The organism is Stenotrophomonas sp. CASM110, from assembly GCF_049384345.1.
In the GTDB taxonomy this organism is placed as follows: Bacteria; Pseudomonadota; Gammaproteobacteria; order Xanthomonadales; family Xanthomonadaceae; genus Stenotrophomonas; species Stenotrophomonas muris.
The window spans coordinates 17,859-33,407 of the sequence record NZ_JBMRGI010000004.1; the positions used below are offsets into that span (position 1 = coordinate 17,859).

The following is a 15,549-nucleotide window of genomic DNA, read 5'->3' on the forward strand; positions in this document are numbered from 1 at the left end:
GGTCAACCGTGTGGGGAAGGCAGGCGCGAGGCCCGCGCACGCCGGGCTTCGTTGTCATCGAGCGTGCGCAGCGTGGTGTGCACGAACTCGAGGTGGGCATGCGCGGCGGCGCGCGCGCGTTCGGGGTCGCCGGCCAGCACCGCATCCATCATTTCGCGGTGCTGGTCGGACAGGGGCGAGAAGGTCCTCGCTGAGGTGTAGAGCTTCTCGCGGCTCTGCGAGATGTTGGTCTGCAGCAGTTCGAACAGGCCGCGCATCACCTGCAGCAGCACCAGGTTGTGGGAGGCCTCGGCGATGGACAGGTGGAAGGCCGCGTCAGCCTCTGCTTCACCGGTGGGGTCGTCCTTGCCGTGCGCGTCCATCATGGTCTGGAAGGCCTGCGCGATGCGCGTACGGTCCTCATCCGTGGCTCGCAGCGCCGCATGCCAGGCAGTGGCACCTTCCAGCGCGTGGCGGATCTCCAGCACGTCAAAACGGTATTCCGGGTCGCCCTGGAACAGCGGCAGGTACGGCGCCAGCGGTTCATCCAGCGCCTGCCGCGCGCGCGCCGCCGGTTCGGCCACGTAGGTGCCGCCACCGATGCGTGCGGTCAGCAGGCCCTGGCTGGCCAGCTGCGCGATCGCCTCGCGCAGCGCGGTGCGCGAGACCCCCAGCTGCACCGCCAGGGTGCGCTCGGCGGGCAACCGGTCGCCCGGCCGCAGCCGCTGTTCCTGCACCAGGCCGCGCAGCTGCGCGGCCACCCTGTCCGAAATACGTTGCGTGCTCATGGCGCCATTGTGGCCCGAAGCGCACAGCGGGTGGTCGGCCAGCCATGCATGGCTCAGGGAATCATCCAGGTCAGCCAGTAGGCCTGGGCCAGGGTGATCAGGCCGACCATCGTGGTGAAAATCAGGCTGTGCTTGACGGTGAAGCGGAACAGGTCCGACTCCTTGCCGGCCAGGCCGACCGCCGCGCAGGCAATGGCGATCGACTGCGGCGAGATCATCTTGCCGGTAACGCCGCCGGTGGTGTTGGCCGCCACCAGCAGCACGTCGGATACGCCGATCTGCTGCGCGGTGGTGGCCTGCAGCGCCGAGAACAGCGCATTGGACGAGGTATCCGAACCGGTCAGGAACACGCCCAGCCAGCCCAGGAACGGCGAGAAGAACGGGAACGCATCGCCGGTGTGTGCCAGTGCCAGCGCCAGTGTTGCCGACAGGCCCGAGTAGTTGGCGATGAAGGCGAAGGCGAGCACCATGCCGATCGAGTAGATTGGCATGCGCAGCTCACGCACGGTTTCGCCGAAGGTCTGCAGCGCCGAGCGGGCCGGCATGCGCAGTGCGATGATCGCGATCACCGCCGCAAGGAAGATCGCGGTGCCGGTGGCCGAGAACCAGTCGAATTTGTAGATCGCCTCATAGCTGAGCGGCGCGTCGACGATCGGCGGCATCTTCTGCACCCTCTGGTCCAGGCCCGGCACCGGGAGCTTGAGCACCCAGCCTTCCAACGGGCCGCCTGCCGCGAACAGCGACTTGAACGGCTTGATGCTCCACAGCGTGACCATCGCGGTGAGGATCAGGAACGGCGACCACGCCTTGGCGATCTGGCCGACGCTGTAGCGTGGTGCCTCCAGTGCCTGCGCGGCCGCCTCGGCGCTGGTTTCGGTATCGAAGCGGAAGATCCGTGCCGGCTTCCAGCGGCGCAGGAACAGGGTCAGGCACACCAGCGACGCCAGCGAGGCGGTGATGTCCGGCAGCTCCGGGCCGATGAAGTTCGAGGTGAGGTACTGCGCGATGGCGAACGAGCCACCGGCCACCAGCACCGCCGGCCAGGTTTCCCTGATGCCACGCCAGCCATCCATGATGGCCATGATCCAGAACAGCACGATCACAGTCAGGAACGGCAGCTGGCGGCCGGCCATCTGGCCGATCTCGAATGCATCCAGGCCGGTGACCTGCCCGGCCACGATGATCGGAATGCCCATCGCACCGAACGCCACCGGCGCAGTGTTGACGATCAGGCACAGGCCGGCGGCATACAGTGGCTTGAAGCCCAGCCCGACCAGCAGCGCCGCCGTGATCGCCACCGGCGCACCGAAGCCGGCCGCGCCTTCCAGGAAGGCACCAAACGCGAAACCGACCATCAGCATCTGCAGGCGCTGGTCTTCGGTCACCGACAGGATCGAGGCGCGGATGATGTCGAACTGACCGGTCTTGACCGAGACCTTGTAGAGGAACACCGCGCCGATGATGATCCAGGCGATCGGCCACAGGCCGTAGACGAAGCCGAAACCGGCCGCGCCCAGCGCCTGGCTCAACGGCATGCGGTAGAACAACAGGGCCACGCCAAGCGCGATGGCCACGGTGATCGTGCCGGCCAGCCAGCCCTTCATGCGCAGCACGGCCAGGGCAATGAAGAAGAACGCGATCGGCAGCAGCGCGATCAGGCTGGACAACCACAGGTTGCCGGCGGGGTCGTACAGGTGTTGCCAGGGCTGCATGAAGGCTCTCGACTGGGGCGGGATGTGCTCCACCGCAGGCGGTGGGTCGCCATGGCTGTCGATTATTGGTCGTACCAATAATGATTTCGATCAGACCACCTGCGGCGGATTTAACCGCCGCTCCGACGAAGTGCCTATTAGACCATAGAGCTAGACTTCATATTGGTCAGACCATTACGGCTCTCATGGTAGTGGCGGCCGCTGGCCGGCAACTAGCCCTTCCCTACGGAATCCTTTTCTCCAACCGCCGCATCACCGCCAGCACCAGCACGCACAGCACGCTCACCCCGATGGCGATCACGTACTTGCTGATCCCCACCGCAATCCCGATGGCCGCTGCCATGATCAGCGAGCTGGCCGTGGTCAGGCCGCTGACCTGGTCCTCGCGTGACCCACGCAGGATGGTGCCAGCGGCAACGAAGCCGACACAGGCCACCACCGCTTCGATCAGGCGCACCGGATCGACCTGCAGCAGGTCGCGGTAGCGCTCCTGCTGGAAATGCTCGGCCACCGAGTCGCCGAGGCCGACGATCAGCGCAGCGGCCCCCGCGATCAGCATGTGCGTACGCAGGCCAGCGGCGTGCTTGCCCATCTCGCGCTCGACGCCCAGCACGCCGCCAAACAGCATCGCTGCGGCTACGCGCAGCAGGATCGAGACATCCTGGGTGAGTTCCATGGCCAAGCTCCGGGGTTTTCCCGGAGCGTCGCGTGGCCCCCGTGGCACAGAGGTGAAGGCCACGCCACAGTCCGTTCACCCGGTAGCGCCGGGCGACACCCGGCGGCACCGCACCCTGCGTTCAACGCATCACTGCGCCAGGTAGCCACCATCGATGGCGTAGTACGCGCCGGTCGCAAACGAGGCGTCGTCGCTGGCCAACCAGGCCACCAATGCCGCCACTTCCTCGGCCGTGCCCAGCCGCTTCAGCGCGTGCCGTCCTTCCAGCGTGGCACGCACCTTAGGGTCCATCTTCTCCAGCAGCGGTGTGCTGATGAAACCCGGACCCACCGCGTTGACACGGATGCCGTCGGCCGCATGTTCCCACGCGGCGGTCTGGGTCAGCCCGACCACGCCGTGCTTGGCCGCCGCATAAGCGGTGGAACCGGCATAGCCCACCTGGCCCAGGATCGAGGCCATGTTGATGATGCTGCCGCCGGTTCCAGCGGCCCGCATTGCCTGGATCTGCGCACGCTGGCACAGGAACACACTGGTGAGGTTGACGTCGATGACCCGCTGCCAGCCCTCGATCGGATAGTCGCCGCTGCTGGCCGCCGGCCCGCCGATACCGGCGTTGTTGACCGCCACATGCAGGCCGTCAAGTTCCTTGACCGTGCGCTGCACCGCCGCCTCCACCGCTGCATCGTCGGTGACGTCCAGCGCGATGCCGATGGCCTGTGCGCCGGTGCTGCGCAACTGCGCCACGGTGGCATCCACCGCATCCTGCTTGAGGTCCCAGACCGAAATACGGGCACCGGATGCGGCCAGCGTCTGTGCCACGGCCAGGCCGATGCCCGACACGCCGCCGGTCACGATCGCGGTCTTGCCGGTCAGCTGGTAATCAATCATCTGCATTCTCCATCGGTGGGGGTAGCGATGCGGCGCGCGGCCGCCAATCCATCACCTTACGCCGGCCGCTGTGACGAGCAGACCAACAGCCTGTCCGCGGATGATCGTTCCAGCAATGAAACCTCAACCGAAGTTCATGTAGGGAATCAAGTACGGATATAGCGGCAAAACGCTGGCGTATGTCCGGCACCCCGTTCAACTTGGCCGTAATGACCAATCGGTTTGACCGTATTCAAATCCCCTGCGAATGATTCGCAGCGACAATGGGAAACGTTTCCAGTTTCTTCGACACATTCCTTCCAACCTGGCGTTTTCCGGCCTTCCAGGCTGCCCGCTACGCGGGGCAGCACATGGGCTCATGGCGCCAGCGCCTCCCCCTCCTGTACGTGCCGAGCGATGTCCCGATACTTCACCTTTGCCGATTACCGCCGCTTCGGCCAACGCCACGGCTTCGATTACCGCGCTGATCCGGAACACCTGCGCGACGACCAGTGGGCCGGCCGCGGCGAAGTCAACGAACAGTTCATGCGCGGTGGCATGAGCCTGATCGCCTCCGACGTGCATAACCGGTTCCCCTATGTGGCGACCGCGCAACAGCGGCCCGGGCTCGCCATCCGCGTGATGCTGCAGGGCCAGGTCGACGTGCGTATCCCGCGACGCGGAAGTTTCACCCTGCGTGCCGGCACCGCGATGACCGCCCACCATCGCGACCAGATCGAGATGACCGGCGCGCACCCCGGCGAAACGCGCCTGCGCGGGGTCAGCGTGATCGTGCCGGGTGGCATCGACGCGGATGTTTTGCAGATGCCACAGCTGGAAAAAGCGCTTGGCACGCACCTGGAATGCCGCCACTGGGCCATTCCCCACGCCATGCTGCCGGTGCTGGGCCAGTTGTTCGACAGCCCGTGGCAGGACGGCATCGACGCGCTGTGGCGCGAAGGCGTGGCATTGCAGCTGCTGGCCCTCGGCCTGCAGGCCGAGGATCTGCAGACCGACCCGGTGCGCACGCTGCGTGCCGGCCAGCGCGAGCGCCTGGAACGGGTACGCAGTTACCTGCATGACGACCCCAGCCATGCACACAGCCTGGTCGAGCTGGCCCGGCTGGCCTGCATGAGCCCCAGCTCATTGCGCCGCCATTTTGCCCAGCAGTATGGAAGTTCGGTGTTCGACTACCTGCATGAACAGCGCATGCGCCATGCCGAACAGGGCCTGCGCGAAAACGGATGGACGGTTGAGCAGGCCGCCGCCGCCAGCGGCTACCGCCACCCCAGCAACTTCGCCGCCGCGTTCCGCAAGCGCTTCGGCCTGGTCCCCAGCCGCTGGCGTACGGGCCCGTCGAAGGTGGGGTGAGAATCCCCGCTCCGGTAGGTGTCGACCATGGTCGACACGCTCCTGCACCGTCGCCGATGCCGGCCAGCGGCCGGCACTACCAAAGCCGCCTGATTCGACATGCCATGACTCAGCCCCGGTAGGTGTCGACCTTGGTCCACACGCTCCTGCACCGTCGCGGATGCCGCCCAGCGGCCGGCACTACCAAAGCCGCCTGATTCGACATGTCATGGCCAGCCCCGGTAGGTGTCGACCTTGGTCGACATGCTCCTGCACCGTCGCGGATGCCAGCCAGCGGCCGGCACTACCAAAGCCGCCTGATTCGACATGCCATGACTCAGCCCCGGTAGGTGTCGACCTTGGTCGACACGGTCCTGCATCGTCGCCGATGCCGGCCAGCGGCCGGCACTACCAAAGCCGCCCGATTCGACATGCCATGGCTCAGCCCTGGCAGGTGTCGACCTTGGTCCACACGCTCCTGCATCGTCGCGGTAGCCGGTCAGCGGCCGGCACTACCAAAGCCGCCTGATTCGACATGCCATGACTCAGCCCCGGTAGGTGTCGACCTTGGTCGACATGCTCTCGCGCCGTCGCGGATGCCGGCCAGCGGCCGGCACTACCAAAGCCGCCTGATTCGACATGCCATGGCTCAGCCCTGGCAGGTGTCGACCTGGGTCGACACGGTCCTGCACCGTCGCCGATGCCGGCCAGCGGCCGGCACTACCGCCGCCGGGCATCGCGCACCCGGCGTACCTCATCAACCTCAATACACCGGCAGATCGATGTAACTGGCCTGCGCTGCGCTGTGCCAGACCCGCTGCGTGGCCTTCTGGTAATCGCCCGGCTTGGCCAGGTAGATGTTCGGCACGTAGGTCTGCGGATTGCGGTCATACAGGGGGAACAGGCTGGACTGCACCTGCACCATCACCCGATGGCCCTTCTGGAAGGTGTGGTTGGCGTTGGGCAGGTCGAAGCGGTACGGCAGCACCTGGTTGGCGGCCAGCGGCTTCGGATCGCTGAAGCTCTCGCGGTAACGGCCACGGAAGATCGCCAGCGACACCGGCAGCTCGTAGCCACCCATCTCCGGCGTCGACGCTTCCTGGTCCGGATACACGTCGATCAGCTTCACCACCCAGTCGCTGTCGGTGCCACTGGTCGAAGCCTGCAGGTGCACCACCGGCGCGCCGCCAATGCGCAGCGGCGCGGTCAGCGGTTCGGTGATGAAGGTCAGCACGTCCGGGCGACCATCAACGAATCGCTGGTCCTTGACCAGCCAGGTGGTCCACATGTCGCGGTCGCCGAAGCGGACCGGGCGCGGCACGAACGGTACCGGCTTGGCCGGGTCGGACACGTATTCCTCGAAGTCCCCCTCGCCCGCCGCCGGTGCCTGGAACGCCAGCTTGCCGCCGGCGCGCAGGTACAGCGGCTTGCTGCTGGCGGCACAGCCCTTGTCGCAGCTGCGCGGCCAACCCTTCAGGCGGTCCCAGTGGTTTTCGCCGGTGTTGTAGATCAGCACCGGCGGCGTATCGGCCTTCGGCGCGCCATCCACCAGGTACTGGTCGAAGAACGGCTTGAGCACATCGCGACGGAACTGCAGCGCGGTATCGCCATCGAACTTCAGCGCACCCAGCTCGCTGCCGCCGTAGTTCACCTGGCTGTGCCGCCACGGGCCCATCACCAGATAGTTGCGGTTGTTGCCGCTGTCGCGCCCTTCCATCGCCTGGTAGGCGTGGTTGGCACCCCACATGTCTTCCTGGTCCCACAGGCCCTGCAGCCACATGGTCGGCACCTTCAACGGTGTCTTGGCCATCACCGCGTCCAGCGCCTGGCCCTGCCAGAAGCCATCATAGGCCGGGTGCTCGACCAGCTTCTTCCACCAGGTCAGCTGGTCCACGCCGGTGAGACGCGCGTAGTCACCGGCCGAACCGAGGCGCAGGAAGGTGCTGTAGTCGTCATAGCCGAGGCTGGGCAGCGGCGTGCCCTTGCCGCGCTTCTCGGTCTGCATTGCGAAATAGTTGAAGTTGACCTGGCGGAACGCACCGTAGTTGAGCCAGTCGTCACCCATCCAGCCATCGACCATCGGGCTCTGCGGCGCGGCCACCTTCAGTGCCGGGTGCGGGTCGGTCAGCGCCATCACCACGGTGAAACCCTCGTACGACGAGCCGAGCATGCCGACCTTGCCGTTACTCTCCGGCACATTCTTCACCAGCCAGTCGATGGTGTCCCAGGCGTCGGTGGAGTGATCCACCCTGGTGTTGTTCAACGGCCCGCGCAGCGGCCGGGTCATCACGTAATCGCCTTCGGAGCCGTACTTGCCACGGATGTCCTGGAACACGCGGATGTAACCGCCGTCGACGAACACCTCGTCGCCCTGTGGCAGCAGGTCGCGCATGCGCGGCGAATCACTGCGGTTGGCGCGGCCGGCGGCATCGTAGGGGGTGCGGGTCAGCAGGATCGGAGCATTGCGGGCACCCTTGGGCACCACGATCACCGTATACAGCTTGGTGCCATCACGCATCGGCACCATCACCACGCGCTTGTCGTAGTCACGACCGACATCGGGGGCAGCGAAGGGCTTGCCGCTGATGTCCGGGGTCATCGGCGGGGTATCGGCGGCCAGCACGGCGCTGGACAGGCAAAGGGCAATGGCTACAGCGACGGCACGCACACGCATGGACAACCCCTCCCGGCAGGAAAGCTCCAAGCCTACTCCTGCCCCGAGCCATGAAGTGTGTGCGGGCTTTGCATTCTGCGGTGGATGCCGGCAGGACTGATGGCACATGTGCGGCCAATGTGGGAGCAGTGCGTCCTGTAGAGCCGAGCCCACGCTCGGCTCAGACCGCCGCGACCTACCCGAAGAGCAGCCGAGCGTAGGCTCGGCTCTACAACATCAGGCCACCACCACCTCATGCAGTGCCAGCCAGCGCCAGCGACCCTCTTCCTGCCGCAGCACCGCCAGTGACTCCCGCCATGCAGGCGTGCCGCCATCGAGCGAATGCCCTTCGCGATAGCGCAGCACCGCCAGCGGTGAAGGCGCTTCCACCGCGTGCACGGCGTCGATGGAAATCCGCAGCCCGGGGCGCGCCCCGTGACCGCCCGCGAACAACGCCTGCACGGCTTGCCGATCCAATCGGCGACCCGCGATGCCGACCATGCTGAAGTCCGCGCTGAAGTGCGCCATCAGATCCTCCAGCGCATCGGCGCCGACATCGGCACGGAACCAGGCCTGCAGCTTGTCGTGCAGGTGGTGGATTTCATGTTCTGCGGTGGTATCCATCAGATGTTCTCCGGTTGCGAAAGGGTGAGCAACTGCGGCCGGCGCAGCAGCGCCATCGGCAGCAGGGTCAGTACCGCGGCCAGACCCAGCGCCATGCCGGTGCCGTGGGCCGGCAGCCATTGCATGGCCAATGCCAGCAGCAGCGCGATGGCCGCGGTGCCCAGGCAGAAGCTGAGCTGGCGGTTGAGGTTCCAGAGTGCACTGGCATCGCCCAATGCTTCGCCCTCGACCCCATGGAAGGCCAGCGTCTGCGCGGTGCTGCTGCACAGGCTGCCGCCGGCGCCCATCAGCGCGAACAGCAGCCCGGCCAACGCGAAGGCCGGCTGCGGCAGCAGCGCCATCAAAAGCAGGCCGCTGGCCTGCAGGAGCATGCCCGTACGCAGTACCGTGGCCGGGCCGAAGCGCGCCAGCAGGCGCTTGCTGGCCGTGATCGCAATGGCCGAGGCCAGCGCCCAGGGCAGCATCAACGCGCCGATGCGTGCCGCGCTGTAACCGGCCTGGTGCAGCTGCAGGGTACTGACCAGCTGGCTGCCGATGAACACACCGGGCACTGCCAGATAGACCAGCATCGCCAGGCGCAGGCCCCGATGGGACAGCAGCGACCAGCGCAGCAGGGGCTGCGCCTGCTGCCGTGCATGCCGCAGGTGGGCCGCCGCCAACAGCATTGCGATCAACAGCAGTACGGCACCGGCGGCCCGATGGCCGGGTTCACCCAGCCAGGTCAACGCCAGCAGCAGCGCGCCCAGCGCCAGCATCGCGGTGGACAGCGCATAGGCCTGCAGGCGCGGCGCACTGCGCGCGCCATCGGCCGGCATCCAGGCCAGCACCAGGCTGATCGCCACCACCGCCAACGGCAGGCTGGCCCAGAACACACCGCGCCAGGACAACCACTGCACCAGCAACCCGCCCAGCGCTGGCGCCAGTGCGGGCACCAGCAGCGCCACCAGCAGGATGCGGCGGGTCAGCGCGCCACGCTGGTCCGGCGTGCACTGTCGGTACGCTGCCGCCTGTGCCACCGGAATCAGCAGGCCGCCGGCCAGCCCCTGAAGCAGGCGCCAGCCCAGCAGCCAGCCGATACCCGGTGCGGCGCCGGCCAGCACAGCGGCAACCGCGAACAACAGCAACGCCACCAGCAGCAGGCGACGCTCACCACAGCGCGCGGCCAACCAGGGCGCCAGCGGAATCACCACGCTCAGGCCCAGCATGTAGGCGGTGCCCACCCAGGCCAGGGTACCGACATCAGCGTGCAGTTCCGCTGCCAGTGCCGGATAGGCCACCGTGGCGATGAACATGTTGACCAGATCCAGGGCGAACACCAGCAGGAAGATCGCCTCATGGCGCAGGCGGGGGGACGGCATCGGCGGTGCTCCAGCAAGGAAGCGTCCAGCATGCCGTCCGGGCTTTGTTGGAAAAACACGACAACACCTGCAACACTGTCAAATCTGTTTTGACAATGAATCGCCATGGTCAGCCTCGATCGCTTCGATATCTTCCGTGCCGTGGTCGAGGCCGGCAGCCTGACCGCAGCGGCCGATCGGCTCGGCCTGAGCCGTGCGGTGGTCAGCTTCAACCTGAAGCGGCTGGAGCAGGAGCTGGGCGTGACCCTGCTGCTGCGCAGTACCCGCCACCTGGCCCTGACCGACGCTGGCGAACAGTTCCTGCAGCACTGCGTACAGGCGCTGGATGCCGCGCAGGCGGCAATCGATGCCGCGCGGCGCGACCAGCACCAGCTGCAGGGTGTGCTGCGCCTGACCACCACCCCGGAGTACGCGCAGCTTCGCCTGATTCCCGCACTGGAAGCCTTCCGTGCGCGGCATCCGGCCCTGCAGCTGCATCTGTCCACGTCTCCCGCGCCGGCAGACCTGATTCCCGAGCGCTTCGACCTGGCGATCCGTCTCGGCCGTCTGCCCGATTCGGGCCTGCATGCCAGTGAACTGGAACGGCACCCGCTGTGCGCGGTGGCGGCTCCGTCCCTGCTGGCACGCCTGCCCTCTGCCGATGCGGCCAATGACCCCGTGCAACTGGGCACCCTGCCCCGTCTGGGTTACCCGCGCCTGGTCGACGTGCCGGTGGTCGCGCCCGACGGCAGCGATGCCTTGTTTGCCACCAACCCGGGCAATGCAGTGGTGCGCGTGGATGGCGCCAGCAGCCTGCGCGCCTTCGCCGTGGCCGGCGCCGGGGTCACCGTGCTGCCACGCTGGCTGATCGAGGACGACCTGGCCCAGGACCGCCTGCGCCCGGTGCTGCGCCAGCACCGCTTCCCGCAGCAGAGCGTGTACGCGGTCTACCCGCACAGCACGCAGCCCTCGCCGAAGGTGCGGCAGCTGATCGATTTCCTGCGCGGGTGGTTCGCCATATGAAAAGGGGACGGAGGGGATTAAGTCGTTTATGCATAAACGACTTAATCCCCTCCGTCCCCTTTTTCAGGCACGGCCCTTGCGGGCCGTGCCTTCAAGCCTCAGCGCAGCACCTGCTCCACCAGCTGCACGTCCACCGTCTGCAGCGGTTCGGCGGCGTTGCGCGACAGCTGCACCTGGTAGGTGCCACCGTCGATCTTCCACTGGCGCGCCTGTGCATCGTAGTGGGCCAGCGTCTTCGGCTCGGCTTCGATGCGGATGCGGCGCTGTTCGCCCGGCTGCAGGGTCACCTTGTCATAGCCGATCAGGCGGATCGGCGTGGTGCTGCCGGCCGGCAGCTTCAGGTACAGCTGGGCCACGTCAGCACCGGCGCGCTTGCCGGTGTTGCGGATGTCGACGCTGGCGACCAGGCGCGAACCTTCCACGCTCACCTTCAGGTTGTCATAGGCGAACGAGGTGTAGGACAGGCCATGGCCAAAGGCGAAGGTCGGGGTCAGGCCCTTGGCCGCCATCCACTTGTAGCCGACGTTGGCGCCTTCGATATCGAAATCGAACACATCACCGAACGGCTTGGCCGGCTTGAAGCCGAGGCCGTCGATGTGCGGGCGCGGCAGCTGCGATTCGTCCGTCACCCAGGTCACCGGCAGGCGGCCGGACGGATTGACCTGGCCGGTCAGCAGTGCGGCAATGCCTTCGCCACCGCGGATGCCCGGGTACCAGGCCTGCAGCATCGCCGGCACCTGCGCCAGCCACGGTGTGCGCACCGGGCCGTTGGTTTCCAGCACCAGCACGGTCTTCGGGTTGGCCTTGGCCACTGCCGAGATCAGGGCATCCTGGTCGTCCGGCAGCTGCATGTCCGGCAGGTCCACCGATTCGGCAGCCCACTGCGTGGCAAACACGATGGCCACGTCCGCCTGCGCGGCCGCCTTGGCCGCAGCAGCGGCGTTGGTGCCATCCACATACGTGATAGTCGCGTCCGGGCGCGCCGCACGCAGCGATTCCAGCGGCGAGGACGGATGGAAGATCACCGGGCCCGGCCAGGTGGTCGGCATCACGCCGGGCACCGCGTTGGTGCCCTTGGCGGTCACGCCCACCATCGATGAACCACCGCCACCGATCACGCCCTTGTCGGCATGGCCGCCGATGATGACGATGCGCTTCACGCTGTCGGCCAGCGGCAACAGGTTGCCCTCATTGCGCAGCAGCACGCTGCCCTCCTCCACCGTGCGCTGGGCAACGGCGAAGCCGGCCTCGGCATCCACCTTCTGGTGCTGCGGCGGGTTGTCGAAGTTGCCATGCAGGAACATCGTGCGCAGGATGCGCGCCACCATGTCGTTCAGGCGCGCCTGCGGCACCACGCCGCCATGCACGGCCAGGCGCAGCGGTTCATCGAAGAACACCGCCGCGTCGAACACCTCACCGGCCGACTGCTGGTCCAGGCCGGCCAGCGCAGCCTTCGAGCCACTGTGCACGCCACCCCAGTCGGACATCACGAAACCGGGGAACTTCCATTCCTGCTTCAGCACCTGGTTCATCAGGTAGCCGTTCTCGCAGCCGTAGGTGCCGTTGATCTTGTTGTACGAGCACATCGCCACGCCCGGGCGACCGGCATCCAGCGCGATCTCGAAGGCCAACAGGTCCGACTCGTGCATGGCCTGTTCGCCGATGCGCACGTCGTGGAAGTTGCGACGGGTCTCCATGTCGTTCAGCGCGAAGTGCTTCATCGAGGAGATCACGTGCTGGCTCTGCACGCCCTGGATCAGCGCGCCAACCATCGAGCCGGCCAGCAGCGGGTCTTCGCCGGCGTACTCGAAGTTGCGGCCGTTGCGCGGGTCACGCTGCAGGTTGACGCTGCCCGACAGCAGGATATTGAAGCGCTGCTGCCACGCCTCGCGGCCCATCGTGGCGCCACCGGCGAAGGCAACTTCGCGGTTCCAGCTCGATGCGGTGGACGGGCCCGATGGCATCGCCGTGGCGAAGTCGCCCGGGCGGATGCCCCCCGGATTGGTCACGCCGACACCGGCATCGGCCGACTGCTGCGACGGGATGCCCAGCCGCGGTACGCCCGGCACGAAGCCGGCCGAACCGACCGCACCTTCCGGCAGCGGGCCGCCGTCCTTGCCCAGCCCGAAGTAGCTGTGCAGCATCTGGAACTTCTCATCCTCGGTCATCGCCTTCAGCAGCAGCGCAGCGCGCGCATCGGCGTTGAGCGTGGTGTCCATCCACGGCGTGTCGCCGTGCTTGTCGGCGGCATAGGCCAGGGTCAGCAGGGTGGCACGCAGCGTGCTGCCTTCCACCTTGAACGGCGCGCTGCTGGCGGCCTGGAAGCCGTCGCTGAAATAGCTGGCATCGGCTTCCAGCGCCACACGCGCCGGATCGAAGCCTGCGGCCTTGGCCGATTCACCGGCCACCGCGCCGAGCAGCACCGCCGGTGCACCCAGCCGCGAACGGGTGACCAGCGCCGGCAGCTGCGCCGCACCTGCACCGGCATCTGTATAGACCGCCACAGTGTGGCGGCCGTCGTCCAGGCGCAGGTAGTTCAGGCCCGGTTGGTCGGGGCCGGATTCAGCGGCGATCGGCAGCCGGGTCAGAACAGCCTGGCCGCGCTGGGTCTGGCCATCGTCCTTGCCGGCGGCAATGAAGCGGTACTCGTAGCCCAGGCCATCGGCCAGCACCTGCAGCGGATCGACCTGGCCGATGCCGCGCTGCACCTGGCGCACGCTCACCGCATCCACCTTCAGGCTCTTCAGTTGCGCGGCCAGGGCCGGCATCGCCTCGGCGTTGGGCGCCTGTTCCAGGGTCAGCACAGTGAACGCGGCCGGGTCGGCCCAGGCCGGAGCGGCCAGTGCGGCAGACAGGGCCAGAGACAGTGCAAGCGGTTTTGTAAACGTTTTCATCGGCAGGCGTAATTCCGTTGCCAAGGCAATCGGTCCAGGGAAAGTGCCGCCGAAGGGTGCAGCGTTCATGCCGCGCAGGGGTTGCCAGGCAACGCCCCGCAGGCCGATGGACGGGCCGGTCTGCGCGCGGGACCCTCCTCCCGGCGTGACAACCTGCCTGCCCGGGCCGCGCAGGGCGACCCAATCCTGTGAAGATTGTGCGAGGGCGTTCACACCTGTCAACAGGACCTAAGTCACAGGGGCAACCCGGCCAATGGTTATCAGGCCATCACTGGCGGTCATCAGCGCGCCGCGCGAGGCTGCTGATAATGGAGATCCCTGGCCACGAATCGAGCCCATGACCGTACATCGCGACTTCGATCATCTCTGGCGCGACCGCTGTGACACCTCCAGCCAGCGCGCGCCGCGCGTGCTGATCCGGGTGTTCGTGGCCCCGGGCGAGCTGGAGCGCAGCGTGGCGTTCTACGAGCAGTTGCAGGGCGTGGTAGCCGATGCGGGGTTCCCGTTCCCGGAAGCCGGGCTGCGCCTGGCGATGGTCGGCGCCTTCCTGCTGATCGAAGGCAGCCAGGCGGCACTGGCCCCGTTCACCTCGACCACGGGGACACTGCTGGTCGATGATGTTCGGCCCTATCACGACAAACTGGTCGCCGCCGGCGCCGAGATCATCTTCCCGCTGCAGGTAGTCCCGACCGGGGCGGCGTTCAACGCGGTGCATCCCGATGGCACCGTGGTTGAATACGTGCATCACCGGCCGGATCCGAACGGGCGCTGAGGGGGCGCACGGCCGGGCAGCGCCCGGCACCCGCGGTAGGCAACCTCAGAAGCAACAGCCGAAGCAAAAGCGGGCTTCCTGTGGGTTGGCGGGGTAGGGCCGGTTGCGTTGACGCCGTGCAATCCGTCTGTCGAAATAATCGATTTCGATTGAGATTCATCCACGCATGGCATGGATCTACAATCCCTCAATGTCCTCCCCCACCCTGCCCTGGAATGGCACGTTGCTGCTGGATGCTCACGTGGCCGTGCTGCAGGGTCATGCCGGTGACAGCGCCGCGCACGCGCACTACGCCCATCAACTGCTGCTCAGCGACGGCGCAGCCTGGCAGGTCGAGGTCGATGGCGTGCAGCAGCAAGGCCAGCGACTGTGGCTGCCATCATTCCAGCCGCACGCGATCCTGTTAGCGCCAGAAGCAGGCTGCACGGTGTTTCTTGAGCCGACGCATGCCAATCCCGCACAGATCCAGCAATACCTGCACGCACTGCCGGGCAACGCGCTGGAACTGCACGGCTGGCTGCCACGGCTGAGCCGCCCGCAACCGCTGGACCGCCGCGTGCAGGCGGCATTGGCCCGTATCGCCCAGCACCTGCCCGGCCCGGTGCCGGCCGCCGATATCGCCGGGGCGGCGCACCTGTCGACCAGCCAGCTGCACCGGCGTTTCCAGTCTGATCTGGCGGTGACCCTGCGCGGCTGGGTGCTGTGGCAGCGGCTGCGCCGCGCACTCATGCATCATCTGCGCGGGCACACCCTGACCGACAGTGCGCATGCCGCTGGATTCGCCGATCTGGCCCATCTGTCGCGCAGCCTGCGCCGCATGTTCGGTATCGGTGCCGCGCAGCTGCAGGGCCTGCAGCTTCAAGCGGCCTGACAC

General features: G+C 67.1%; 12 protein-coding genes. 4 read left to right on the plus strand and 8 right to left on the minus strand.

Translation table 11 applies throughout. The annotated features are described in order from the left end of the window. Window positions 1-2: 2 nt before the first annotated feature. The 4 genes from lldR to VG561_RS04020 all read right to left on the minus strand — a co-directional run bounded on the left by lldR (window position 3) and on the right by VG561_RS04020 (window position 4,043). Complete coding sequence (gene lldR / locus VG561_RS04005; protein WP_014647493.1) at window positions 3-767, minus strand: transcriptional regulator LldR; 765 nt, start codon at window positions 765-767, stop codon at window positions 3-5. 53 nt (window positions 768-820) lie between these two features. Continuing rightward, window positions 821-2,479, minus strand: coding sequence for an L-lactate permease (lldP, locus tag VG561_RS04010; RefSeq protein ID WP_075076508.1), 1,659 nt, complete (start codon window positions 2,477-2,479; stop codon window positions 821-823). A gap of 223 nt (window positions 2,480-2,702) precedes the next feature. Beyond that, window positions 2,703-3,155: an MgtC/SapB family protein gene (locus VG561_RS04015; RefSeq protein WP_014647495.1), complete on the minus strand. Its 453-nt coding sequence runs from the start codon at window positions 3,153-3,155 to the stop codon at window positions 2,703-2,705. 129 nt (window positions 3,156-3,284) lie between these two features. Continuing rightward, on the minus strand, window positions 3,285-4,043 hold the full coding sequence (locus VG561_RS04020) for an SDR family NAD(P)-dependent oxidoreductase (protein ID WP_014647496.1): 759 nt from the start codon (window positions 4,041-4,043) through the stop codon (window positions 3,285-3,287). Window positions 4,044-4,439: 396 nt separating this feature from the next. On the opposite strand from VG561_RS04020, the gene VG561_RS04025 reads away from it, so the two are divergent. Further along, complete coding sequence (locus VG561_RS04025; protein WP_423179393.1) at window positions 4,440-5,393, plus strand: helix-turn-helix transcriptional regulator; 954 nt, start codon at window positions 4,440-4,442, stop codon at window positions 5,391-5,393. Window positions 5,394-6,135: 742 nt separating this feature from the next. Here the strand turns inward: VG561_RS04025 and VG561_RS04030 are convergent. The 3 genes from VG561_RS04030 to VG561_RS04040 form a co-directional block, all read right to left on the minus strand. After that, complete coding sequence (locus VG561_RS04030) at window positions 6,136-8,046, minus strand: CocE/NonD family hydrolase (RefSeq protein ID WP_423179394.1); 1,911 nt, start codon at window positions 8,044-8,046, stop codon at window positions 6,136-6,138. 216 nt (window positions 8,047-8,262) lie between these two features. After that, entirely contained in the window at window positions 8,263-8,649 is a 387-nt protein-coding gene (locus VG561_RS04035) for a DUF4440 domain-containing protein (protein WP_049440941.1), read from the minus strand. Next, complete coding sequence (locus VG561_RS04040; RefSeq protein ID WP_423179395.1) at window positions 8,649-10,007, minus strand: MFS transporter; 1,359 nt, start codon at window positions 10,005-10,007, stop codon at window positions 8,649-8,651. Before VG561_RS04040 ends, VG561_RS04035 begins: the two co-directional genes overlap by 1 nt. Window positions 10,008-10,112: 105 nt before the next feature. Between VG561_RS04040 and VG561_RS04045 the strand changes: the two genes are divergently transcribed. Next, a complete protein-coding gene (locus VG561_RS04045) occupies window positions 10,113-11,009 on the plus strand; it encodes a LysR family transcriptional regulator (protein WP_423179396.1) in 897 nt (298 codons plus the stop codon). A gap of 98 nt (window positions 11,010-11,107) precedes the next feature. Here VG561_RS04045 and VG561_RS04050 read toward each other — a convergent pair whose 3' ends face one another. Beyond that, window positions 11,108-13,903 (minus strand): beta-glucosidase family protein, encoded by a 2,796-nt coding sequence (locus VG561_RS04050; protein ID WP_423179397.1) that lies wholly within the window; start codon window positions 13,901-13,903, stop codon window positions 11,108-11,110. 337 nt (window positions 13,904-14,240) lie between these two features. Between VG561_RS04050 and VG561_RS04055 the strand changes: the two genes are divergently transcribed. Both VG561_RS04055 and VG561_RS04060 read left to right on the plus strand, forming a co-directional pair. Continuing rightward, a complete protein-coding gene (locus VG561_RS04055; RefSeq protein ID WP_164167738.1) occupies window positions 14,241-14,675 on the plus strand; it encodes a VOC family protein in 435 nt (144 codons plus the stop codon). A 166-nt stretch (window positions 14,676-14,841) separates the two neighbouring features. Continuing rightward, entirely contained in the window at window positions 14,842-15,546 is a 705-nt protein-coding gene (locus VG561_RS04060) for an AraC family transcriptional regulator (RefSeq protein WP_046431199.1), read from the plus strand. Window positions 15,547-15,549 lie beyond the last annotated feature (3 nt).